This is a genomic window from Acidisoma sp., assembly GCF_965199065.1.
GTDB lineage: Bacteria > Pseudomonadota > Alphaproteobacteria > Acetobacterales > Acetobacteraceae > Acidisoma.
The window spans coordinates 1,482,129-1,505,194 of the sequence record NZ_CBDAQN010000003.1; the positions used below are offsets into that span (position 1 = coordinate 1,482,129).

General features: G+C 68.0%; 25 protein-coding genes. 15 read left to right on the plus strand and 10 right to left on the minus strand.

The features are described 5' to 3' along the window. Positions 1 to 56: 56 nt before the first annotated feature. Positions 57 to 1,691: an ABC-F family ATP-binding cassette domain-containing protein gene (locus ACOEQ1_RS14995; protein WP_419760042.1), complete on the plus strand. Its 1,635-nt coding sequence runs from the start codon at positions 57 to 59 to the stop codon at positions 1,689 to 1,691. Positions 1,692 to 1,700: 9 nt separating this feature from the next. Here the strand turns inward: ACOEQ1_RS14995 and ACOEQ1_RS15000 are convergent, their stop codons facing one another. The 4 genes from ACOEQ1_RS15000 to sseA are packed head-to-tail and all read right to left on the minus strand — an operon-like array spanning position 1,701 to position 5,099. Continuing rightward, positions 1,701 to 2,624, minus strand: coding sequence for a DMT family transporter (locus tag ACOEQ1_RS15000; protein ID WP_419760043.1), 924 nt, complete (start codon positions 2,622 to 2,624; stop codon positions 1,701 to 1,703). A gap of 33 nt (positions 2,625 to 2,657) precedes the next feature. Then, on the minus strand, positions 2,658 to 3,056 hold the full coding sequence (gene hisI, locus ACOEQ1_RS15005) for a phosphoribosyl-AMP cyclohydrolase (RefSeq protein ID WP_419760044.1): 399 nt from the start codon (positions 3,054 to 3,056) through the stop codon (positions 2,658 to 2,660). After that, positions 3,049 to 4,257 carry a cystathionine beta-lyase gene (metC, locus tag ACOEQ1_RS15010; protein ID WP_419760045.1) on the minus strand — a complete coding sequence of 403 codons (1,209 nt, stop codon included), beginning with the start codon at positions 4,255 to 4,257 and terminating at the stop codon, positions 3,049 to 3,051. Before metC ends, hisI begins: the two co-directional genes overlap by 8 nt. A 2-nt stretch (positions 4,258 to 4,259) precedes the next feature. Continuing rightward, complete coding sequence (gene sseA / locus ACOEQ1_RS15015) at positions 4,260 to 5,099, minus strand: 3-mercaptopyruvate sulfurtransferase (RefSeq protein ID WP_419760046.1); 840 nt, start codon at positions 5,097 to 5,099, stop codon at positions 4,260 to 4,262. Between the two features lie 145 nt (positions 5,100 to 5,244). On the opposite strand from sseA, the gene ACOEQ1_RS15020 reads away from it, so the two are divergent. Then, positions 5,245 to 6,366: an AI-2E family transporter gene (locus ACOEQ1_RS15020; protein WP_419760047.1), complete on the plus strand. Its 1,122-nt coding sequence runs from the start codon at positions 5,245 to 5,247 to the stop codon at positions 6,364 to 6,366. Here ACOEQ1_RS15020 and ACOEQ1_RS15025 read toward each other — a convergent pair. Both ACOEQ1_RS15025 and ACOEQ1_RS15030 read right to left on the minus strand, forming a co-directional pair. Further along, positions 6,363 to 7,472, minus strand: a complete 1,110-nt coding sequence (locus ACOEQ1_RS15025; protein ID WP_419760048.1) for an S-(hydroxymethyl)glutathione dehydrogenase/class III alcohol dehydrogenase — start codon at positions 7,470 to 7,472, stop codon at positions 6,363 to 6,365. The two genes, ACOEQ1_RS15020 and ACOEQ1_RS15025, sit on opposite strands and share 4 nt — an antisense overlap. An 11-nt stretch (positions 7,473 to 7,483) precedes the next feature. Continuing rightward, positions 7,484 to 8,584 carry an A/G-specific adenine glycosylase gene (locus ACOEQ1_RS15030; RefSeq protein ID WP_419760710.1) on the minus strand — a complete coding sequence of 367 codons (1,101 nt, stop codon included), beginning with the start codon at positions 8,582 to 8,584 and terminating at the stop codon, positions 7,484 to 7,486. Positions 8,585 to 8,621: 37 nt separating this feature from the next. Between ACOEQ1_RS15030 and ACOEQ1_RS15035 the strand changes: the two genes are divergently transcribed. From ACOEQ1_RS15035 to ACOEQ1_RS15085, 11 genes are all read left to right on the plus strand, one after another. Beyond that, on the plus strand, positions 8,622 to 9,104 hold the full coding sequence (locus ACOEQ1_RS15035) for a DciA family protein (RefSeq protein WP_419760049.1): 483 nt from the start codon (positions 8,622 to 8,624) through the stop codon (positions 9,102 to 9,104). 82 nt (positions 9,105 to 9,186) lie between these two features. Next, entirely contained in the window at positions 9,187 to 9,804 is a 618-nt protein-coding gene (locus tag ACOEQ1_RS15040) for a DsbA family protein (protein ID WP_419760050.1), read from the plus strand. After that, positions 9,804 to 13,274, plus strand: coding sequence for a chromosome segregation protein SMC (smc, locus tag ACOEQ1_RS15045; protein WP_419760051.1), 3,471 nt, complete (start codon positions 9,804 to 9,806; stop codon positions 13,272 to 13,274). Before ACOEQ1_RS15040 ends, smc begins: the two co-directional genes overlap by 1 nt. Before the next feature lie 341 nt (positions 13,275 to 13,615). Next, positions 13,616 to 14,191 (plus strand): malonic semialdehyde reductase, encoded by a 576-nt coding sequence (locus ACOEQ1_RS15050; RefSeq protein WP_419760711.1) that lies wholly within the window; start codon positions 13,616 to 13,618, stop codon positions 14,189 to 14,191. A 78-nt stretch (positions 14,192 to 14,269) separates the two neighbouring features. Further along, complete coding sequence (gene aroQ / locus ACOEQ1_RS15055) at positions 14,270 to 14,719, plus strand: type II 3-dehydroquinate dehydratase (protein WP_419760052.1); 450 nt, start codon at positions 14,270 to 14,272, stop codon at positions 14,717 to 14,719. Further along, on the plus strand, positions 14,716 to 15,198 hold the full coding sequence (gene accB / locus ACOEQ1_RS15060; RefSeq protein ID WP_419760053.1) for an acetyl-CoA carboxylase biotin carboxyl carrier protein: 483 nt from the start codon (positions 14,716 to 14,718) through the stop codon (positions 15,196 to 15,198). The genes aroQ and accB overlap by 4 nt, the downstream gene beginning before the upstream one ends. 8 nt (positions 15,199 to 15,206) lie before the next feature. Beyond that, a complete protein-coding gene (gene accC, locus ACOEQ1_RS15065; RefSeq protein ID WP_419760054.1) occupies positions 15,207 to 16,550 on the plus strand; it encodes an acetyl-CoA carboxylase biotin carboxylase subunit in 1,344 nt (447 codons plus the stop codon). Between the two features lie 153 nt (positions 16,551 to 16,703). After that, on the plus strand, positions 16,704 to 17,195 hold the full coding sequence (locus tag ACOEQ1_RS15070) for a hypothetical protein (protein ID WP_419760055.1): 492 nt from the start codon (positions 16,704 to 16,706) through the stop codon (positions 17,193 to 17,195). Positions 17,196 to 17,207: 12 nt separating this feature from the next. Next, positions 17,208 to 17,978 (plus strand): SDR family oxidoreductase, encoded by a 771-nt coding sequence (locus ACOEQ1_RS15075; RefSeq protein ID WP_419760056.1) that lies wholly within the window; start codon positions 17,208 to 17,210, stop codon positions 17,976 to 17,978. A 101-nt stretch (positions 17,979 to 18,079) separates the two neighbouring features. Next, on the plus strand, positions 18,080 to 18,562 hold the full coding sequence (locus ACOEQ1_RS15080; protein WP_419760057.1) for a BLUF domain-containing protein: 483 nt from the start codon (positions 18,080 to 18,082) through the stop codon (positions 18,560 to 18,562). Positions 18,563 to 18,715: 153 nt separating this feature from the next. After that, positions 18,716 to 20,260 carry a UxaA family hydrolase gene (locus ACOEQ1_RS15085; RefSeq protein WP_419760058.1) on the plus strand — a complete coding sequence of 515 codons (1,545 nt, stop codon included), beginning with the start codon at positions 18,716 to 18,718 and terminating at the stop codon, positions 20,258 to 20,260. Here the strand turns inward: ACOEQ1_RS15085 and ACOEQ1_RS15090 are convergent. The 4 genes from ACOEQ1_RS15090 to ACOEQ1_RS15105 form a co-directional block, all read right to left on the minus strand. Further along, positions 20,257 to 20,535 (minus strand): hypothetical protein, encoded by a 279-nt coding sequence (locus tag ACOEQ1_RS15090; RefSeq protein ID WP_419760059.1) that lies wholly within the window; start codon positions 20,533 to 20,535, stop codon positions 20,257 to 20,259. The two genes, ACOEQ1_RS15085 and ACOEQ1_RS15090, sit on opposite strands and share 4 nt — an antisense overlap. 6 nt (positions 20,536 to 20,541) lie before the next feature. After that, on the minus strand, positions 20,542 to 20,697 hold the full coding sequence (locus tag ACOEQ1_RS15095) for a hypothetical protein (protein WP_419760060.1): 156 nt from the start codon (positions 20,695 to 20,697) through the stop codon (positions 20,542 to 20,544). Then, positions 20,694 to 20,927: a hypothetical protein gene (locus ACOEQ1_RS15100; RefSeq protein WP_419760061.1), complete on the minus strand. Its 234-nt coding sequence runs from the start codon at positions 20,925 to 20,927 to the stop codon at positions 20,694 to 20,696. Before ACOEQ1_RS15100 ends, ACOEQ1_RS15095 begins: the two co-directional genes overlap by 4 nt. Before the next feature lie 72 nt (positions 20,928 to 20,999). Then, a complete protein-coding gene (locus ACOEQ1_RS15105; RefSeq protein ID WP_419760062.1) occupies positions 21,000 to 21,449 on the minus strand; it encodes an RrF2 family transcriptional regulator in 450 nt (149 codons plus the stop codon). Positions 21,450 to 21,619: 170 nt separating this feature from the next. Between ACOEQ1_RS15105 and cysK the strand changes: the two genes are divergently transcribed. Together cysK and ACOEQ1_RS15115 are read left to right on the plus strand one after the other, a co-directional pair. Further along, a complete protein-coding gene (gene cysK / locus ACOEQ1_RS15110; protein WP_419760063.1) occupies positions 21,620 to 22,570 on the plus strand; it encodes a cysteine synthase A in 951 nt (316 codons plus the stop codon). Between the two features lie 146 nt (positions 22,571 to 22,716). Further along, positions 22,717 to 22,935, plus strand: a complete 219-nt coding sequence (locus ACOEQ1_RS15115) for a hypothetical protein (RefSeq protein ID WP_419760064.1) — start codon at positions 22,717 to 22,719, stop codon at positions 22,933 to 22,935. Positions 22,936 to 23,066: the final 131 nt, after the last annotated feature.

Consider the following 23,066-nt stretch of genomic DNA (forward strand, 5'->3'; position numbering starts at 1 on the left):
GTGCGGCAAAAGCCTGTAGGGAAGCCCGCTTACACTGACCCGCGGCACCTGTTCCCATGATCCAGATCGACGGCCTCGTCTTCAACGCCTGGGGACGCCGCTTCTTCGACCGCGCCAGCGTCACGCTGCCGGTCAACTCGAAGGTCGGCCTCGTCGGCCGCAACGGCGTCGGCAAGTCGACGCTGTTCAAGCTCATCCTCGGATCGCTGCAGCCCGATAGCGGCGAGATCCTCGTGCCGCGCGCCGCCCGGATCGCGGCGGTCGACCAGGAACACGCGGCGACGCCCATCTCGCTGATCGAGACGATCCTCGCCGCCGACTCTGAGCGCGACGCCCTCTACACCGAGCTGGAGACGGCAGAACCCGAGCGGATGGGCGACATCTACATGCGGCTGAACGAGATCGACGCCGACCGCGCGCCGGCGCGGGCCGCCGAAATCCTCAGCGGCCTCGGCTTCTCCACCGAGGACCTCGAGCGCCCGATGGCTGAGTTCTCGGGCGGCTGGCGCATGCGCGTGGCGCTTGCCTCGGCGCTGTTCGCGGAGCCCGACCTGCTGCTGCTCGACGAACCGACCAACTATCTCGATCTCGAGGGCGCGCTGTGGCTGGAGGCGCGGCTGCAGAAATATCCGCATTCGGCGCTCATCATCAGCCACGACCGCGAGCTGCTGAACAACTCGGTGCAGCACATCCTGCATGTGAGCGAGGGCAAGCTAGACCTCTATACCGGCGGCTATGACGACTTCGAGCGGCGGCGGGCCGAGAAGCTGCGGCTGCTATCGGCCTCGCGGGCGAAGCAGGAGGCCGAGCGGGCGCATCTGCAGAGCTTCGTCGACCGCTTCCGGGCGACCGCCAGCAAGGCGGCGCAGGCGCAGTCCCGCATGAAGCGCCTGGCGAAGCTGGAGCCGATCGGCGAGACGATCGAGGAGCGGGTGGCGCCGTTCCTGCTGCCCTCGCCCGCGCGGCCTCTGGCCCCGCCGCTGATGCGGCTCGAGAATGTGGATGTCGGCTACGGCGACGATCCTCCTATTCTGCGCGGGCTCGACCTGCGGCTCGACATCGACGACCGCATCGGGCTGCTCGGCGTCAACGGCGCCGGCAAGTCGACCTTCGCCAAGATGGCGGCGGGCGCTTTGAAAATACGTTCCGGGCGGATGCAGCGCGAGGGGCGGATCAAGGTCGGCTGGTTCCACCAGCATCAGATCGAGGCGTTGGACCCCGACGACACCCCCCTGGAGATCGTGCGGCGGTCGATGCCGGAGATCAGCGAATCCACCCGGCGGTCAAGGCTCGCCCAATGGGGCCTGGGCTTCAGCAAGCAGGAGACGACGGTCTTCGACCTTTCCGGCGGCGAGCGCGCGCGTCTGCTGCTGAACCTCGTGGCGCAGGCGGCCCCGCATCTGCTGATCCTCGACGAGCCGACGAACCATCTCGACATCGACAGCCGGCGCGCGCTGCTCGACGCGCTGAACGATTACGAGGGTGCGGTCATCCTCATCACCCATGACCGTTCGCTCATGGAGCTGGTGGCGGACCGGCTGTGGCTGGCGGCCGACGGCACGGTCGTGCCCTTCGATGGCGACATGGACGACTACGCGAAGTTCGTGCTGGAGCGGGCCAAGGGTGGCGCGCCGGCACCGACCCAGATCGCGCGCGAGGGCAAGAAGAAGAAAAAGAAGGCGGCTGCCTGAGCCGCGCCGTCACTGAGGGTGAACCGGCGGATGCTGGGCGGTGACGCGCGGCTGCTTCACCTTCTCCCGCGCAAAGGTGAACAGGCCGGCGCCGATGATGATGATGGCGCCGAGGATCATCACCCCGTCCAACCCGTCGCCGAACACCCCGTAGCCCAGGCCGATGCCCCACAGCATCTGGCTGTACTGCGTCGGCGCCACGATGCTTGCCGGGGCCATGCGGCCGCACACCATCATGAGGATGTTCCCGGCGGCGCCCATCAGCCCGTAGGACACAATGAAGATGAGGTCGTGGGCTGTCGGCACCACGAAATGAGGCAGACTCAGGACGAGCCCCGCCAACAGTGGCCCGATGAGACCGGCGCCGTAGAGCGAGGTCCGCTTCTCCGAATTGCCTAGGTGCCGCAGCAGCACGACCGTCACCGCGCCGGCGAAGCCACCGCAAAGCGCCGCGATGTGGCCCAGCTTCAGCGTCTCGAACCCCGGCCGCAGCACGACCAGCACGCCTATGAAACCTACCACGACGGCCGACCAGCGCCGCCAGCCGACCGGCTCCTTAAGAAATATCACGGACAGGATGGTGACGAAGCCCGGCAGCAGGAACAGCAGGGCGAAGGCTTCCGCCATCGGCAGCTGCGTGAAGGCGACGACGGAGCAGACCGCCCCGACGACGGCCGCTCCGGCGCGAATGGTCCACATCCTGCGGTCACGGCAACGCACCAGATCGAGCCAGCGGTCGTCCTTCCCGCGCACGAACGGCACTGCGAGCAAACCGAGCAGGGAGCCAAAGAAGACGAGTTCGAACGGCGGCACCGCGCCATGGAGCGCCCGCACCGAAGCATCGCTCAAGGCATAGACGGCATAGCCCAGGAACGAGACGGCAACGCCCTGAACCGTTCTCCGCCGGGTGTCGTCGACGGCCGCTGGCTGCATCGCAATTTTACCTAGAGCTACGTAGGGAGACGGTCAGCCGCCGCCGTAAAGCACCTCGGGCGCAACCTCCGGCGCCGCGATCTCCACCAGCCCCTCGGGACGAGCGGCGCGGTAGAAGCAGCTCAGCCGCCCCGTATGGCAGGCAACGCCCGTCTGATCGACGAGCAGCAACAGCGTGTCCCCGTCGCAATCCACCCGAAGCTCCACCAGACGCTGCACCTGCCCGGAGCTTTCGCCCTTGCGCCAAAGGCGGTCACGGCTGCGGCTGAAGTAGCAGACGCGGCCGGTTTCCAGCGTCTCGGCCACCGCCGCGCGGTTCATCCAGGCCATCATCAGGACCGCACCGGTGTCATGCTGCTGGGCAATGGCAGGCACCAAGCCGTCGGCGTTGAAGGCGATCGCCGCCAGCACCTCGTCCGGCGGCTCAGACATGCCCGAGGCAAGCGAAGCCGCGCTCCAGATCGTCCATGATATCGGCGGGGTCTTCCAGCCCGACATGCAGCCGCATGATCTCGCCGCCGAAGCGGCCGGAACCCGCCGTGCGGTGGATCGAGCCCGTCGACGGCAGGACGAGGCTTTCGAAGCCGCCCCAGGACGCCCCGATCCCGATCAGGGTCATGCCGTCGATCATCGCGGCCACCGCCTCGACCGAGTATTCGGGTTTGAAGACGACCCCGAACAGGCTGGACGCGCCGGTGAAGTCGCGCTGCCAGATCTCGTGCCCTGGCGAGCCCGGCAGCGCCGGATGCAGGACGCGCAGCACCTCGGGGCGCTCGGCGAGCCACCGGGCGACCTCCATCCCGTTCTGCATCTGCGTCTTCAACCGCACACCGAGGCTGCGGATGCCGCGCAACGCCAGCCAGCAATCGTCCGGGCTCGCATATTGCCCAAGCGCCATCGAGGCATCCCGCAGCCGCGCCCAGTCCGCGTCCGTCGCGACCGTGACCGCGCCGAGGATGATGTCGGAGTGGCCGCCGATATACTTGGTCGCCGCCTGGATCGAGATGTCGACGCCGTGGCGGAACGGCTGGAAGAAGTGGATGCCCCAGGTGTTGTCGATCATGACCTTGATACCGTGGGAATGGGCCACCGCCGCAAGCGCCGGCACATCCTGCACCTCGAAGGTATGGCTGCCGGGGCTTTCCAGGAACAGCACGGCGGTCTCGGGGCGGATCGACGCCTCCAGAGCCTCGGCCGTGGCCATCGGATCATAGTAGGTCGTGGCGATGCCGAGGCCGGCGAGCATCCCGTCGCAGAAACGCCGCGTCGGGCCGTAGACGTTGTCCGGCACGAGGACATGCTGGCCGGTCTTGAGGAACGCCAGCAGCGGCGTGGTGATGGCGGACAGCCCCGAAGAGACGATCTGGCAGCGCGTGCCGCCCTCGATCTCGGCGATCGCGTTTTCCAGCGCGAAATGCGTCGGCGTTCCATGGGTGCCGTAGACCAGCGCCTGCTCGTGCCGAAGCGCGCCCTGGCTCCGTTGATGGGCGAGGTTCGGGTGCAGCACCGTCGAGCCACGAACGAGCGGCGCGTTGACGAAGCCGTGCGCGCGAGACCCCGGCCGGCCGACCTGTGTCAGCCGCGTGCCGAAACCCTGGCTCTTCGCAGGCGCGTCTTTCTGGTCATCAGGCATCGCTAGGAGGTTTCCACTGCTGTATCGGGGCGAGCGCCCCATTCGGACCAAGACCCATCATAAAGAGCGCCCATCGGCAAGCCCGCGACCGCGAGCCCCAGGCTCAGCACCGCCGCCGTGACGCCGGTGCCGCAGCTGGTGACGACCGCGCGGCTACCGTCGGCGCCCTCGGCCGCGAAGCGCGCTCGCAGCGCGTCCGGCGGCAGCATGGTGCCATCCGCCGCCAGCAGTTCGCCGAACGGGATGTTGTGAGCGCCGGGCATGTGCCCGCCGCGCAGGCCCGGCCGCGGCTCGGGCGCCGTGCCGGCGAAGCGGCCCGCCGGGCGTGCGTCCAGGACCAGCGCCGATTCATCCGCCACGGTAGCCTGCATGGCGCCGAGGTCGCGCACCAGTTCGGGCCGAAGCGCCGGCTTGAAGGCGACCGGGCTCGGCAGAACCGCCGACGATGTCTCGAGCGGCCGGTTCTCGGCCCGCCACTTAGGCAGCCCGCCATCGAGCACCGCCGCCTCGTCATGGCCGAAGACGCGCATCATCCACCAGCCGCGCGCAGCCGAGAACAGGCCCAGTTGGTCGTAGAAGACGACGGTGGAGCGGTTCGAGATGCCGAGGGCGCCCGCCATCTCGGCGAAGACGTCCGGCGAGGGCAGCATGTGCGGCAGGTCGCTACGGGTATCCTTGATCGCGTCGATGTCGAAGAACCGGGCCCCGGGAATGCGGGCCTCGGCGAACAGCGCCTGAGCGTTTCGAGGGTCGGTCGGCAGGTAGAAAGAGCAGTCGCAGACCACGAGGTCTGGGTTCTCGAGATTGGCGGCGAGCCATTCGGTGCTGACCAGGGGCGTCATGATCGATCCTCGGCGGTTGCTGGCCTTAATCTCGCCTTCGGAGGCGACTGTCACAAGGTGCCGGCGCGGGGTGTCTGCCCCTGAGCCTGGAGATGCGGTAACGAAGCGCAATGCGAGCATTGGCGACGACAAGGATTGCGCACCCGTGACCGAACGCTTTCTGATCTGGGTGCTATTGGGAACGCTCATTGCCGGCTGCCTGGCCGTGCTGCAGCACTTCATCGCGGCCATCGCCTGGGCGGCGATCCTGACCTTCACCACCTGGCCGATCTACCTCTGGCTGAGGGTCCGGCTGCGCCTGCCCCGTGCCGGCGCCGCGCTGCTGATGATCCTCGTCGCGGCGCTGCTGATCCTGCTGCCGCTGACGCTGCTGGCCGAGAGCGCCCTGCAGAATGCCGCCAACATTCGCCGCATGATCAACGAGGTGCTCATCTTCGGCCTGCCACAGTCGCCGCCCTGGGTCGCCGGCATCCCCCTCTTTGGCTCGACGATCAGCGACCTCTGGAACCATTGGTCGGCCGATCTCGAAAGTCTGCTCGCGGCCATCCATCCGTATCTCGGCACCGTCGCCAAGGAGGGGTTGCAGCTCCTCATCGCCGTGACCGACGGCGTGGTGCGGATGGGGCTGGCCCTGTTCATCGCCTTCTTCCTGTTCATCTACGGAGAGGCGTTGGCGCGGCACATCAGCGGCTTTCTCTATCGCATCATCGGCGGCCAGGCGGAGCGCCTGCTGAAGATCGTCGGCGCGACGGTGCGCGGGGCGGTCTATGGGATTCTCGGCACGGCGCTGGTGCAGGGGATCATGCTGAGCCTAGGGCTCTGGCTCAGCGGCGTTCCCAATGCTGCGGCGCTGGCCTTGGCTGGAACGTTCTTCTCCCTGGTGCCGGGCGGCGGCGCGCTGATCTGGGTTCCCGCCGCGATCTGGCTGCTGAGTTCGGGGGACGATGTCGCCGGTCTTGGACTCGCGGCGTGGTGCGGCATCGGCATCTCCATCGCCGACAGCTTCGTGCGGCCCTGGTTCATCGCCCGCGGCGCGCACCTGCCCTTCATCCTGACGTTGCTCGGCGTGCTGGGCGGCGCGCTGGCCTTCGGCATCCTCGGCGTGTTCCTCGGCCCGGTGCTCCTCGGCGTGGGCTTCATCCTGGCCGAGGAGTTTTCGCGCGGCGCACCGCTGGCGCCGGCCGCGGAGATCCATGCGGTCCGGCTGGAGGAGCAGCGTCAGGCGGCGGAGACGATCGCCGCTCTCCGCCGCAGCCGGGAAGTCTAGTAGGTTACCACCGTCCGGATCGACTCGCCGCGCTTCATCAGGCCGAAACCCTCGTTGATCTGCTCGAAGGGCAGAACATGGGTGATGAGGTCGTCGATGTTGATCTTGCCGTCCATGTACCAGTCGACGATACGCGGCACGTCGGTCCGGCCCCTCGCGCCGCCGAAGGCCGTGCCGAGCCACTGCCGCCCGGTGACGAGCTGGAAGGGGCGCGTGCTGATCTCGGCGCCCGCGGGCGCCACGCCGATGATGATCGACTTGCCCCAGCCGCGATGCGCGCACTCCAGAGCCTGCCGCATGACCTTCACATTGCCGATGCACTCGAAGCTGTAATCGGCGCCGCCCTTGGTCAGGCTCACGAGGTAAGGCACCAGATCGCCCTCGACCTCGCTCGGATTGACGTAGTGGGTCATGCCGAACTTGGTCGCCATCTCGACGCGCCCGGGGTTGAGGTCGACCCCCACGATCATCTCGGCGCCCGCCAGCCGCGCGCCCTGCACGACGTTCAGCCCGATGCCGCCCAGCCCGAACACCACGACGCGGGCTCCAGGCTCGACCTTGGCCGTGTTGATGACGGCGCCGATGCCCGTGGTGACGCCGCAGCCGATGTAGCAGACCTTGTCGAACGGCGCGTCCTCGCGGATTTTCGCCAGCGCGATCTCGGGCAAAACGGTGAAATTCGAGAAGGTCGAGGTCCCCATGTAGTGGTGGATCGGCTCGCCGCCGCTCGAGAAGCGGGAGGTGCCGTCCGGCATCAGCCCCTGACCCTGGGTCGAGCGGATCGCGACGCAGAGGTTCGTCTTGCGGCTGAGGCAGTATTCGCACTGCCGGCATTCCGGCGTGTAGAGCGGAATGACGTGGTCGCCCTTCTTCAGGCTGGTGACGCCCGCGCCGACATCGACCACGACGCCCGCGCCCTCATGCCCGAGGATGGAGGGGAAAATCCCCTCGGGGTCCGCGCCCGACAGGGTGAACTCGTCGGTGTGGCAGATGCCGGTCGCCTTGATCTCCACCAACACCTCGCCCGCGCGGGGGCCTTCCAGGTCGATGGTCTCCAGGCTCAGGGGCTGCGCCTTCGCGCGAGCCACGGCGGCACGGGTTTTCAATGCAATGCTCCCTAAACGAGAAGGTCAGACGACGGCACGGGATGCGCCGGGCTCGCCGTGTTTTCGCTCAAGGCGAGGCATTTGGCCATGAGGCTCGGCAAGGCCTGAGCCAGCAAATCTTCCGTGGGACAAAGAAAGCCGTCGCCCATCGCCTCCCTGGGGATGACCGGCAGCTGCGCCGCATAGACATCCAGCCAAAGCTCGAAATGCGTGAAGACGTGGCGGACGACGCCCCACTTGACCCACTCCGCTTGTGCCGGGGCCTCCGCCAGCGCATCCGGCCGTGCCCAGGGTTCCGCCCGCCATGCGGTGCCGGGTATTTCGATCATCCCGCCGAGCAGGCCACGCGGCGGCCGGCGCCGCAGCAGAACCTGCCCGGCGGCATCGCTCAGCCGGAAGTGGGCGCCATGGCGGCGAGGCCGCTCGGGCTTGGGCGCCTTTCGCGGCAGGGTCGCGGCGATTCCCAGCCGCTTCGCTGCGCATACTGTCTCCCACGGGCAGAGCGCACAGGCGGGTGCGGTCGGCGTGCAGAGCGTGGCGCCGAGGTCGAACAGCGCCTGCGCCGTGTCGGACGGTGCGGCCTGCGCTGACGCATCCTCGGCGAGCAGCGCCGCGCCGGCGCGGATCGCGGGCTTGGCGGCCGGCAGCGGCGTCTCGATCGCGAAAAGCCGGCTGACGACACGCTCGACATTGCCGTCGACGGGGATTACCGGCAGGCCGAAGGCGATGGCGCCCACGGCGGCGGCGGTATAGTCGCCGATGCCGGGCAGGGCGCGCAGCCCCTCCACGCTCGACGGAAAGCCACCCAGAGCCACGACGGCGCGAGCGCAGGCGAGAAGGTTGCGAGCGCGGGCGTAGTAGCCGAGGCCCGCCCAGGCCGCCATGACAGCCCCGTCCTCGGCCGCCGCCAAGGCCGCCACCGTTGGAAACAGGCTGAGAAAACGTTCATAATAGGGGATGACGGCAGTGACCGTCGTCTGCTGTAGCATGATTTCGGAGAGCCACACCCGGTAGGGATCGGCGTCCTCGCCCGGCTTGGCCCGCCACGGCAGGCTGCGGCGATGGCGCGCATACCAGGCGAGCAGGCGCGCGATGGAGGGCCGGGACGGCATGGCGGAAGACGAGATGAGAGAGGGCACGACACCCAGGATGCCGCCGGGGCCCTCCCGCGACAACCCACCGGATGCACCTCGGGCCTACGGGCCGCGGGCAATCGGCGGGCTAATCACGCGGGTGACGAAGCCCGGCTTCAAGCGGCGGTCCCCGGCGACCAGCCAGATCATGACCGACTGGATCGAGATCATGGGGCCCGACCTCGGCGGCCGCACCGTGCCGCAGAAGCTGTCCGCGGGCACCCTCACCATCGCCTGCGCCGGACCGGCGGCCATGGAGCTGCAGCACTTCGCCCCCCAGCTCATCGCTCGCATCAATGGCCATGTCGGGGGGCATGGGGACAAGGCGCCGATCCAGCGCCTCCGATTCGTGCAGCAGAACACGCTGCCAAAAGCCGCCGTCGCGCCGGAACGGCCTCGCGCGGCTCCAAAACCACCACCCGCGATCGATCTCGAACCCGGCCCTGTCCGGGATGCCTTGATCCGTCTCGCCCAGGCTCTTCAGACCCGCAGAGAGTAACGCGCGCTCCTCGCCGCAATACAAATATCGACAGCTAGTTGCCCCATCTGCTAACGACCACCAGATATTGAAGGTAGCGTAGATGATCTCTCGCCGATTCTTTATGACAACGGGTGCCGCCGCCCTTGGTGTCGCGACCGTCCCGGTCCTCGGCTTCGCCGCCGATGCCGCCCCACCGGCGACCGAAGGGCCCCGCTTCATCGGCTCGCCGACGGCGCCCGCAACGGTAGAGGAGTTCTTCTCCCTCACCTGCACCCATTGCGCGCATTTCTCGAACACGACGATGCCGGACGTGATGACGAAGCTCATCAACACCGGGAAGCTGCGGATCGTCTACCACGACTTCCCGCTGGATGCCGTGGCGCTGGAGGCGGCGATGATCGCCCGGTACCTGCCGCCGGCGCAGTATTTCCCGTTTTGCAGCGCCCTGTTCGCCAGCCAGGACAGCTGGGCCTTCGCGCCCGGCATCAACTATACGGACCAGCTCTGGAAGATGGCCGCACTTGCCGGCATGAGCCGCCCGACCTTCGACCGCGCCATCGCCGACAACGGCCTCAAGACCTGGATCCAGACGCAGCAGGTCGCCGACGAGAAGAAGTACAATATCGACGCCACGCCCAGCTTCCTCATCAACGGCAAGATCCAGGCGGGCGACATGGACTACAATTCGTTCGTCTCCGCGATCGGTCTGACTGGATAATGGCGGCCCGGCTCGCCCGGCTCCGCATCGCGGGCTTCAAGAGCTTCGCCGATACGACCAGCCTGGACATCCTGCCGGGCCTCACCGGCATCATCGGGCCGAACGGCTGCGGCAAATCCAACATCGTCGAGGCGCTGCGCTGGGCAATGGGTGAGGGCAGCGCCCGCTCCCTTCGCGGCGGCGAGATGGACGACATCATCTTCGCCGGCACGACAGGCCGCCCCTCGCGCAACATCGCCGAGGTGACGGTGACGCTGGAGGAGGCGGCGGGCATCGTGCCGCCGCCCCATCACGAACAGTCAGAGCTTGAAATCACCCGCAAGATCGAGCGCGGGGCCGGCAGCAACTACCGCGTCAATGGCCGCGAGGTGCGGGCGCGGGACGTGCAGACGCTGTTCGCCGATCTCGCCAGCGGTGCCCGCAGCTGCGCGATGGTCGGCCAGGGCCGCGTCGCCGCCATCGTCGGCGCGAAGCCCGAGGAACGCCGACAGATACTGGAGGAGGCCGCCGGCATTTCCGGTCTCTCCGCCCGGCGGCATGAGGCCGAGCTCAAGCTCCGGGCAACCGAGGCCAACCTGCAGCGCGCGGAGGACCTGCGCGGACAGGTGGAGGCCCAGCTTCAGGGCCTGCAGCGGCAGGCGCGGCAGGCGGCACGCTACCGGAACATCTCCGGGCTCATCCGTGCCGCCGAGGCCGAATTCCTCGCCATCCAATATGCCCGCACGGAGCGGAACCGTGCCGGGGCCCATGCGGCGCTGGCAGCCGCGCGGTCCGCTGTCGCCGAGGCTGCCCAAGCTGTGCGTGCAGCCGAACAGTCGCATGGCGGCAGCGACGGGATCGTGCCCCCGCTGCGCGCGGCCGAGGCGGATGCCCGCACGGCGCTGGAGCGTCAGCGCGTCGCCGCCGAGCAGCTTGCCGGCGAGGAGGCCCGTGCCCGCGCCGCCATTGGCGCCGCCACCCAGCGGCTGGAGCAGGCCAAACGCGACCTCGACCGGGCGCGGGCGATGATGCGGGACGCGGCCGAGGCCGAGCAGCGGCTGGGCGCGGAAGACGCCACTCTCGCAGCGGCGGAAACAGAATCCGCAGGCCGCCTGACCGCCGCCTTGGCCGCCATGAACCAGGCCGCTGAGGCCGCCCGCGCCGCCGAGGCCGCCTCGCAACAGGCGGTGGAGCGCAACGCCGGCCTTGCCGCGCAGAGCCAGGCGCTCACCCAGCGCCTCACGCAGGCCGAACAGCGCACCAGGCGGCTCGCCGAGCAGGTGACGCGGCTCATCGCCGACCGGGACCGTCTGGCCGCCGATCTCGTTTCGCCCGAAAAGATGGAGGAGGCCCGCGCGGCCGTCGCCGCCGCCGAGGCTGCCCGGCAGGATGCGGCGACGCGGATGGAGACGGCGGAGCGTGGCCGGGTCGCGGCGCAGGCCGCCCTCGCCGCGGCCCGCGACCGTGCCAACACGACCGAGGCGTCCGCCACGAAACTACGGGCTGAAATTCGTGCCCTCAGCGAGGTGCTGAGTGTCGGCGGCAGCCAGACCGGCCCGGAAATGGTGGACGTGCTGACCGTGCCTGCCGGGCTGGAGGCTGCTCTCGGAGCCGCACTGGGCGAAGAACTCAGCGCCTCGACCGATGCGGATGCGGCGCGGCATTGGCGCGAACTTCCGTCGCTAGAGGGTGGGACCACACTTCCCGGGGGCTGCACGCCGCTGAACAGCCTCGTCCAGGGGCCGCCCGCACTGGCGCGCACCCTGTCGCAAATCGCCGTAGCCCCCGCCGAAGCCGCGCCCGACCTGCAGGCGCAGCTTCGGCCCGGTCAGACGATCGTCTCGGAGGCCGGCGGTGTCTGGCGCTGGGACGGCTATACGATCCGCGCCGGCACGCCAACGCCCGCGACCGTGCGGCTCACCCAGCGCAACCGCCTGCGAAAGCTGCGGGACGAGGGCGCCAGAGCCGATGCCGCCGCCGCCGCCGCGCGGGCAGTTCAGGAGGCGGCGCAAGCTGCCGATCGCGCCGGCCTTGCCGAGGAACAGGCCGCCCGTAACGCCCGGCGTGACGCCGAGCAGGCCGCCGAGCGGCTCCGGCAAACGGCGACCGCGCTCGCCGCCCGTGCCGCCGCGGCCGAGGCGCGACTATCGGGTGTCGCCGCGCAGCTAGCCACGGCCGAACCGGAGCGGACGGAGGCGGAGGCGGCGCTCACAGCGGTCCGTGCCGAGGCCATCGCTCTGCCCGACCTCACCGCCATGCGCGCCGAGGTCGAGGCGACGAGGGCGGCGCTGGGACTGGCCCGGCGCGAGGAGAGCGAGAGCCGCACCCGGCATGACGGGCTGGTGCGCGACATCGCCGCACGCACGCAGCGCCGGCAGGCCTTGGCGCGCGAACGGGAGAGCTGGGCCGAGCGGGCGGAGTCGGCTTCCGCTCACATCGCCGACCTGGAACAGCGCCAGACGGAGGCCGCAGCCGAACACGCGGCGGTTGTCGCCATCCCGGAGCGGCTCGCAGGCGAGCGCGCCGCGCAGGCGGCACTGCTCGCCGAGGCGGAGACGGCCCACAGAAACGCCGCCGCCCGCCTTTCGCAGGCCGAGACGGAGGCCCGCGCTGCCGAAAGGGCCTCTCGGGCCGCAGAGACCGCGCAGGTCCTGGCACGGGAGGCGATGCTCCGCGCCGAGGGCGCCGTCGCCCAGGCCGATCACGCCTGGGGCACCGTCGCCGAACGGGTGCTTGAACGGCTCGGCGCCAATCCGGAGTTTCCGGAGATCGCCGACGAGCCGACAGTAGAGGCCGAGGAGAAGGCCCGCCGCCGCTTCGACCGCCTGACGAAGGAGCGGGACGAGATGGGGCCGGTCAACCTCCGGGCCGAGATCGAGGCCGAGGAACTGTCACGCCAGATCGCGCTCATCGACGGCGAAAAGGGCGATCTGGTCGCGGCCATCGCGAAGCTGCGGGGCTCCGTCGGCCACCTCAACCGCGAGGGCCGGGAGCGGCTGGCGACCGTCTTCACGGAGATCGACAAGCATTTCCAGGCGCTTTACACGCGGATGTTCGGTGGCGGCCGGGCGCATCTGGCCCTGGTCGGGTCGGATGACCCTCTCGAGGCCGGGCTCGAGATCTACGCCCAGCCGCCGGGTAAGAAGCTCGCGACGCTCTCGCTCCTGTCGGGCGGCGAGCAGGCGCTGACGGCGCTCTCGCTGATCTTCGCGGTGTTCCGCTGCAACCCGGCGCCGCTGGCGGTGCTCGACGAGGTCGACGCGCCGCTGGACGATGCCAACGTCGAGCGGCTCTGCACCCTGCTGAACGACGTGGTGCGGGAAACCGGCACGCGCTTCCTCGTCGTCACCCACCATCACCACACGATGGCGCGCATGGACCGGCTCTATGGCGTCACCATGATGGAGCGCGGCGTTTCGCGCCTGCTCTCGGTCGATCTCCATCGTGCGGTCGCCATGACGGAGAATGCGCCGCGCATGGCGGCCGAGTAGCCGCATGGTGCGGCCCGGCCCGTTGATCCCTCGGAGGCCCGTGCTATCAGTGCCCGCCGCCAGACTTAGGGAACGGGCCAATGACTGACACCACGGACACCAACACGATCGGCACCGCCCCGGACAACGTCGGCGCCACCCACGGCGCGGAGGCGACGCAGAACGCCGAGACGCACCACCTTCCCGGCCCTCTGCCCGAAGCCGTGATCCTCCAGCCCGCCGAGACGGTGCATCAGTCCCTGGTCGAGGAACACGCCCCGGCCACCGAGGAGCCGACGGTCGGCGAAGCCCTGATCGCCGCCGATCTCGCGGAGCCGCCGCCGAAGGTCTTCCCCTACGACCTGGAAAGTCCCGAACTCGCGCGCGCCTTCCTCCATGCCCGGACCCCGCGCGCCTGGACGGACCGGCCGGTCGACGAGGAAACGTTCCGCCACCTCTACGATCTGGTGAAGCTCGGGCCGACCTCGGCCAATTCCTCCCCGGCGCGCTATGTCTTCATCCGCAGCCAGGAGGCAAAGGACCGCCTGCGCCCGGCGCTGAACCCCGGCAACGTCGCGCCGATCATGGCGGCGCCGGCAACCGTGATCGTCGCCTACGACCCGTCCTTCTATGACTATCTGCCGCGCCTCTATCCGCAGGCGGATGCGCGGTCCTGGTTCGCGTGGAACGACGAGTTCTCGCAGGAGACCGCGATCCGCAACAGCAGCCTGCAGGGTGGCTATCTTCTCCTGGCCGCGCGCCTGCTCGGGCTCGACTGCTGGCCCATGTCGGGCTTCGACAACGCGCGGGTCGATCAGGTCTTTCTGGATGGGCGGGGATGGCGGTCGAACTTCCTGGTCAGCCTCGGCTATGCCGAGCCGGTGGAGGCCCCGCGCAATCCGCGTCTCGCCTTCGAGGAAATCTGCGAGGTCATCTGAGGTGACGCCACTCCAAGGGTTAAGATGCATAGCGGCTCGCCCATTGGCCCGCTCACCGGCCTATGCTAGCCCCCAACCATGAGCCTTCCCCTTATCGCCGTGCTGAACGGCCCCAACCTCAACATGCTCGGTCTCCGTCAACCCGAGGTTTATGGGGCGGCGACGCTGGACGACGTCGAGCAGCTCTGTGCCGAAACCGCGGAAGGCCTGGCGCTCGCCATCGATTTCCGCCAGACGAATAGCGAAGGCGAACTCATCTCCTGGATCCATGAATGCCGCGGGCGCGCCAGCGGCATTGTGATCAATCCAGCCGGACTCAGTCACACATCCGTGTCTTTGATGGACGCCCTGCTGGCCGCCGAGCTTCCGGTGGTGGAAGTTCATATCTCCAACATTCACCGCCGGGAGGAATTCCGGCATCACTCCTACATCTCGAGAATCGCAACGGGTGTGCTGTGCGGATTCGGAACACATGGTTACGCCCTGGCTTTGATCGCGATGGCGCGGATACTGGAGGGCGGCCTATGAGCCGGCTGTCGTTCGACCCGGAAGACATTCGCGAACTCGCGGCCATCCTGGATGAGACCGGGCTCAGCGAGATCGAGATCGCCGAGAAGGACCGGCGGATCCGCATCGTCCGCTCGCCGGCGCCCGTGGGCTTTGCGATGCCATACCAGGAGGCGGCGGGACATGCCCTTGCAGCCGCTCCGAGCCCGGCTGCCGCCCCCGTTGCCGTCATCGCGCCGGTGCGCGCCGAGCCCGACGCCTCTCATCCGGGCGCCGTTCCGAGCCCCATGGTGGGCGTCGCCTATCTTTCGCCGGACCCCGAGAGCCCGAATTTCGTGTCCGTCGGCCAGCGGGTCGAGGTCGGGCAGACGCTGATGCTCATCGAGGCGATGAAGACCTTCAATCAGATCAAAGCTCCGCGTGCCGGCATCGTGTCCCGCATCATCGTCGGCAACGCCACCCCGGTCGAGTTCGGCGAAGTCCTGATGATTCTGGACTGACCCCGGTCATGTTCCGCAAAATCCTGATCGCGAACCGTGGCGAGATCGCGCTGCGCGTCCAGCGCGCCTGCCGCGAGATGGGCATTGCTTCGGTGGCCGTTCATTCCACGGCGGATGCGGATGCGATGCACGTCCGTCTGGCGGATGAGAGCGTCTGCATCGGGCCGCCGGCGGCGCGGGACAGCTACCTCAACATGCCGGCGATCCTCTCGGCCGCCCACATCACCGGCGCCGACGCCATCCATCCCGGCTACGGCTTCCTCAGCGAGAATGCGAGCTTCGCCGAAATCACCGAGGCGCACGGCATCGCCTTCATCGGGCCGTCGCCCGCGCACATAACCATGATGGGCGACAAGATCGCGGCCAAGGACGCGATGAGGCGCCTCGGCGTACCTCTGGTGCCCGGTTCCGAGGGCGCCCTGCCGAGCCTCGCCGCGGCGGCGGAAGTGGCGGAGACCATCGGCTACCCGGTGCTGATCAAGGCGGCAGCCGGCGGCGGCGGGCGCGGCATGAAGGTCGCCCATACCGCGGACGAGCTTGCCGAGGCCTGGCAGGTGGCGCGCACCGAGGCCAAGGCGGCTTTCGGCAATGACGCCGTCTATATGGAGAAGTATCTCGACCGGCCGCGCCACATCGAGATGCAGGTCCTTGCCGACGGCTACGGCGATGTCGTCCATTTCGGGGAGCGTGACTGCTCGCTGCAGCGCCGCCACCAGAAGCTGCTGGAGGAGGCCGGCTCGCCCGCCCTTTCCGCGGCGCAGCGCGATGCGCTCGGCGAGACGGTCACGCAGGCGCTCCGCGGCCTCGGCTACCGCAACGCAGGGACGCTCGAGTTTCTCTATCAGGACGGCCAGTTCGCCTTCATCGAGATGAACACCCGGTTGCAGGTGGAACATCCGGTGACGGAGATGGTCTGCAACGTCGATCTGGTGCGCGAGCAGATCCGCATCGCCTACGGCGAGCCGCTGGGCTACGACCAGTCGTCGGTCAAGTTCGAAGGCCATGCCATCGAGATCCGGGTGACCGCCGAGGACCCGGATACCTTCATTCCGAACCCCGGCCTGATCAGCCACTACCATCCGCCCGGTGGGCTGGGTGTTCGGGTGGATAGCGCGCTCTACGCCGGCTACCGCGTGCCGTCGTATTACGACTCCATGATCGCCAAACTCATCGTCCATGCGCCGGACCGCCCGCAGGCGATCGCCAGGATGCGCCGGGCGATCGAGGAGTTCGCCATCATCGGCGTCAAGACGACGCTGCCGCTGCATCGCCGCATCCTCGACGACCCGACATTCCAGGCCGGCGACTACACGATCCACTGGCTCGAGCGGTTCGTCGCCCAGGAGGCTTAAATCGCCGTGAGAGGCGGACTCTGGAGGGCTGGGCTTCTGGTTCTGATCCTGGGTGCACCGATAGCCATGGCAGCCGGTCCTGTGGAATGGCCAGATACGTCCGCCGCAAGGGAAGCGGCAAAATCCCGCGTCGAGCAGCTGCAGCAGCAGTTGATGAGCAACCCCAGCGCCACCGTTGTGCTCGCCCACTGGTGCGCTGCCCATCATCTCGTGCCGGAGCCGCAGATCGTCGCCCGGCGCGTCCTCGGTCCGCCCAGGCCGCTGCCGGAGCGCGTGCGGCTCAACCTCAGGCTCAAGCCCGGCGAGGCGGTCGGCTACCGGCGCGTGCAGCTTCTCTGCGGCGACCGCATCCTCTCCGACGCGGACAACTGGTACGTCCCCGACCGGCTGACTGGCGCGATGAACCAGCGCCTGGACGAGACCGACATGCCCTTCGGCCTCGCCGTGCGGAGCCTGCACTTCAAGCGCAGGACCTTGAGCAGCGAAGTGCTCTGGGTTCCGGGCGCTCCGACCACGACCGGCGGGATGATGACGATCCCCGACCATCTGCTCCGCAACGAGGGGCTGCTCACGATCCCGGGCGGCTTGCCGATCTCTCAGGTTACCGAGAAATACACCGCGGAAATCCTGGGCCCTCCGCCCTGAAAGGTGAGACGCATGCAGGGCAAGGCAATCCTGGTCACCGGGGCCGCCCAGGGCATCGGGAGACAGATCGCGCTGGACTTGGCGCAGGCGGGAGCCGCCACCCTGATCCTCTGCGACCGCCAGCAGGACCGGGGCGAGGCCGTCGCCGCCGAAGTCCAGGGCCTCGGCGCGGAAAGCGGCTTCATCCACGCCGATCTCGCCGAACAGGATGCTCCTGCGCGGGTGGTCGGCGAGGCGATCGGGCGCTTCGGGCGCGTCGACAGCCTCGTCAACGCGGCGGGCGTGACCGACCGCGCCGGGGTGGCCGACGTGTCCGTCGCGACGTGGGACCGGGTATTCGCCATCAATGCCCGTGCGCCGGCCTTCCTCATGCAGGCGGTGATACGCCACCTGAAGGAGCGGAAGGCGCCGGGCACCATCCTCAACATCCTCTCGATAAACGCCCATGGCGGCACGCCAGACCTCGCGATCTACGCCGCGAGCAAGGCGGCCCTGTCGCTGCTGACGCGCAACGCCGCCCACGCCCACCGCTTCGACCGCATCCGCATCAACGGCATCAACCCGGGCTGGATCGACACGCCGGCCGAGCGGCACATGCAAAGCGTCACACTCGGGCAAGGTGACGGCTGGCTCGCCGAGGCGAGCGCCAGCCAGCCGATCGGCCGGCTTCTCGTGCCCGAGGATGTGGCGCGGCTTGCTCTCTTCCTGCTCGGCGATGCGTCCTTCCCGATGACCGGCTCGCTGGTCGACCTGGAGCAATACGTCCTGAGCGTCAGAGACTGAGACCGCGCCGCGATTTTGGTTGAACTCGGGAATGAAAAACTCTTAGCTTCGCCGACATCATCGCCAATAGAAGCGATGTTTCAACACAGGCGGGAAGTCGCATGAGTGAAGCAACGGACGTGCGTCCTGTGGCTGCGACGGCGGAACGCTCCTACCGGCTGATCTACCGAAGTCACAGCCGGATACCGACCGACAGCGACCGGGTGGAGCTCGGCAACATCCTCCGCACCTCGCGCGCCAACAACATCCACCGTGGCGTGACCGGCGCACTCCTCATGTATGAGGGGTGGTTCGCTCAGGTGCTGGAAGGATCGCGGACGCAGGTCCGCGAACTCTTCGACCGCATCAGCGTTGATCCCCGGCATGATGCCGTCGTGGTCTACGAGGAAGGCGAGGTCGACGCACCGGTCTTCGGACGATGGTCGATGGCCGACGTGAGCGAGCACGGCGAGCCTGATGTTCCGCTGATCGCGACCGCCACCGGCGTCGTCGACGGCGGGGCGTGGAAAACGTCCACCCCCGAGCAGGAAGAGGTTCTGGTCAAGCTGCGCGACCTCACCCGCGGCTACGGCCGCGGCTCCTAAGCCCTTCGCTGGACGCGGGAAACCCCGGAGCTATCCGGGGTGGCGCTAGGCCGCCTTAAGGCGCAAAATCCGATCTTGTCAGCCTGCTTCGGCCAACGAGGCGGGCGAAAGAGAAGAACGGTCCGCTCGTCCCGGACCGAAGGGTCGGACATAATGCTGAACACGCTCTCCTCCACCATGCATCTCAACGCGATCGACAACGTCGTCGTCGCCCGCAGCGAAATCTCCGAGGGCACGTTGCTGCCGGATCGCGGCGTCACCGCCGTCCGGCGCATCCCGCGCGGCCACAAGATGGCGATCGCCGCTCTCGCGAAGGGCAGCCCCATCCTCCGCTACGGTCAGGTCATCGGCTTCGCCAGCGAGGACATCGCGCCCGGCGACCATGTCCACGTCCACAACTGCGAGATCCACGATTTCGCCCGTGACCATGCCTTCGGCGTCGACGCGCGGCCGACGGAATACATCCAGCCGCAGGCGACGTTCCAGGGGATCGTCCGCCCGGATGGCCGCGTCGCCACGCGCAACTACATCGGCGTGCTGACCACGGTGAACTGCTCGGCCGGCACCGCGCGCTACGTCGCCGAGGCGTTCCGCCGCAACCCGATCACGGGCGATAACGGGCTCCTCGCCGACTACCCGAACGTCGACGGGGTGGTGGCGCTGACCCACAAGACCGGCTGCGGCATGGGCATCATCGGCGACGGCATGGACACGCTGCGCCGGACCATCGCGGGCTATGCCCAGCATGTTAACTTCGCCGCCGTGCTCATTATCGGCCTCGGCTGCGAAGCCAATCAGATCGGCCCGCTGCTCGCGACCCAGAAGCTTCAGCCCGGCCTCACGCTCTCCTCGCTCGTCATCCAGGAGAGCGGCGGCGCCCGCAAGACCGTCGAGGCCGGCATCGCCCGGGTAAAGGAACTGCTGCCAGCCGCCAACGCCGTGGAGCGGGTCACGGTGCCGGCGTCGAACCTGCTCGTCGCGCTGCAATGCGGCGGCTCGGACAGTTTCTCGGGCCTCACCGCCAATCCTGCGCTCGGCTACGCCTCCGACCTCATCGTCCGCCACGGCGGGACTGTCGTGCTGACCGAAACCACGGAAATCTACGGCGCCGAGCATCTGCTGACCCGGCGCGCCGTGAGCGCCGAGGTCGCGCAGAAGCTGCTCGACCGGCTGAGCTGGTGGGAGGACTACACCCGCCGCAACGGCGGCGAGATCGACAACAACCCCTCGCCCGGCAACAAGGCCGGCGGCCTGACCAACATCGTCGAGAAGTCGCTCGGCGCGGTGGTGAAGGCCGGGACGACCAACATGGTCGATGTCGTGGGCTATGCGGAGCAGGTGCGCGAGAAGGGCCTCGTGGTGATGGACGGGCCAGGCTTCGATCCGGTCTCGGCCACCGGCCAGATCGCGGGTGGCGCGAACGTGTTGTGCTTCACGACCGGACGCGGCTCGGTCTTCGGCTGCAAGCCGACGCCGTCGCTGAAGCTCGCGACCAACACGCCGCTTTACGAGCGGATGCCCGACGACATGGACATCAACTGCGGTGGTATCGCCGATGGGGTGGAGACGGTCGAGGAGTGCGGACAGCGCATCTTCGACATGATCCTGGCCGTCGCCTCGGGCGAGCAGACGAAAAGCGAGGCGTTGGGCTTCGGCGATGATGAATTCGCACCCTGGCAACTGGGCGCCACGGTCTAGGGAGCCTTCGCCGCTACCCCGACAGGGGCTTCATGACCACAAAACAGATGCCACTGCCGGCAGGTGAACTCGGTCCCGTCGTTCGCGGCCGAGGAAAACCCGCCGCAGATGGCCGCTGCCCCCACCAGGATAGCGGCTGCGGTCTGCGCCCAGGTGAGGTTGATGCGGCTCCGGACCTCGACACGCTTGCCATCCCAGAACAGCTCTTGCCGGCTGTTGATGCCCAGCCGGTCCAGGTCGTCGACCGAGATCGGATGCGGCTTATCGTCCACCATGCAGGATCAGTCTTGTGGCGTCGAGGGCGGAGGCATCCGCGCATCGATGGCGTCGACCTTCTTCTTCAGTAATTCGAAGGAGAGCGTCAGCCCGTCCACTCTCTCCTGAAGATCCGCGATGGCTTTCGCCGCCTCTCTGATCGCCTCGCCAGCCGCCGTCATTGCAGGCTGGTCACCAGCCTGTTGATGCGGACGGTGAGTTCGTCGTTCTTCACGCGGACCTGATCCAACGTCTTCATGACATCTGAGAAGTTGTCGGCCTGCTCCGGTGCTGGCTGAACGGCTTTGTCCTTCGCCACCGCACCCGAAACCAGCGCTCTTGCCACGGCCCGCGTCTTCGTCACCGAAGTCGCGCGGCCGGAGGGCGACGCAGCGGCTTTCTTCGCTATCATGATCTCATCCCCATAGCGGGCGTTATAGCGGATTTTGGAGCCAAACGCGCAACTACTACCGCGTTGTGCCCGTCATATAGCGAATACAATCGGCGCATGAGCGGGCCGCTTCAAGCCCTGCGCCTGGGCTCGCTGGATCAACGCCTCCAACGTGATGCTGCGCAGATGGCTCTGCACGTGCTCCTCGAGTTCCAGCCACAAGGGCTCGACCGCCGCGGTCTGCAGCTCGCCCCCTGCTTCCATCTCCGGAACGTCCGCTGTCTCGCCGGTTGTCACGGCTTCCACGACTTCGGCCAGGGTAATCTGACGCGCGCTTTTACCGAGGCGGTAGCCGCCCTTAGGGCCGCGTGTGCTATCGAGCAAACCTGCGCGCGCCAGCCCTTGCAGCACGGGCTCGATGCCACGACGCGCCATCGAAAGACGATCGGCGATATCCCCGGCACTTTCCAGGCGCTGCCGGCCCGCGTACCACCCTATATCCAGCATGACCGCGACGGCGGTATAGGCACGTTCGCGACGCATGAGCATGGGCGTTCCCCGTTCCGACTCGCAGGCCGAATAATATTCACTTCTGCTGAGGGTTATATAGGCTGATGAGGGCAACCAAAGTAGAGGTTTCGTCGCCGCGCTCCCACATTTCTGCGGCAAGAAAACGGGCGGAGCCGGCAGTCGCCGTCGCCCGGCATCATCCCATGGCGGAGCCGCGCGGCCGCATCTTCGGCAGCATTATCGACGCGATCGGGGGCACCCCTCTGATCCGGCTCAGCCGCTTCACGGAGCGGGACAGTCTCGTCGCGGACCTGCTGCTGAAGCTGGAGTACCTCAACCCGCTGGGCTCCGTGAAGGACCGCATCGGGCTGGCCATGGTCGAGGCGGCCGAACAGGCGGGCCTCATCACGCCCGGCCGCAGCCACATCGTCGAGCCCACCTCCGGCAATACCGGAATCGCGCTGGCGTTCGTCGCCGCCGCCAAGGGCTATCCGCTGACGGTTGTCATGCCGGACTCGGCTTCGATCGAGCGCCAGAAGATGCTGCGTATCATGGGCGCACAGGTCGAACTGACCCCGGCGCGCCTGGGTATGGCGGGCGCGATCGCCCGCGCGGACGCGATCCTGAAGCAGTCTCCCGATGCCTGGATGCCTCGCCAGTTCGACAACCCGGCCAATCCCGCCATCCACGAGGCGACAACAGCCGAGGAGATCTGGGCCGATTGCGCCGGCGAGATCGACATGATCGTGGCCGGCGCCGGCACCGGTGGCACGCTCACCGGTATCGCCCGCGCCCTCAAGCCGCGGCGGCCGACGATGCAGGTGATAGCCGTTGAACCAGCGGAAAGTGCGGTACTTTCCGGCGATGACCCCGGGCCGCACGAAATTCAGGGCATCGGGCCGGGCTTTTGCCCCGCCATCCTCGACATGAGCCTCATCGACCGCGTGATGCCGGTATCGGAGCGAGACGCGATGCAGACGGCGCGGCAATGCGCTCGGCTGGAGGGCATTCCCATTGGCATTTCCTCCGGCGCCACCCTGCATGCGGCGCTCGTTCTCGCGCGCGATCCTGCGAACGAGGGCAAGCGTATCGTCGCAATCGCCGCATCCTCTGCAGAGCGCTACCTCTCGACCAATCTCTTCAACGGTTTGTAGCGGGGCCCCAACCGGCATCCGGGTCAGGAGAAACGTTATAGCGAATACGTGACGTTGCTGCATGTCAGTATGCTGCACTGCGCAATAGACCTGAGCCTTAGGCGAACCTATGTTCTCGCTCAGCACAAAAGCTTAGGAGCCTGGACATGGCGACGATCGCTCGTTCTAATACCCGCACCACCGGCCGCACGTTCGGCGACCGCCTCCGCAATCTGAGCCTCCGGTTCCAGGCCTCCAGGGAAGCCGCCAGGAAGCGGAACCAGATCATGCGCGAGCTTTCGACCTACTCGGACGATGAGCTTGGCGAACTCGGCCTGAGCCGCCTCGATATTCCGGCCGTGGCGGCGGGCAACTACCGCCGCTGAGCGGCCCCGCAGGCGACATGAGCGACGGTAAAGATCTGCCGTCGCGCCCCCGCTAATTAACGCGACACCAACCATCGGCCGTTCATGGTCCGCCATGATCCGGCGACGAAGGTTTGGTCGATGCAGCTAAT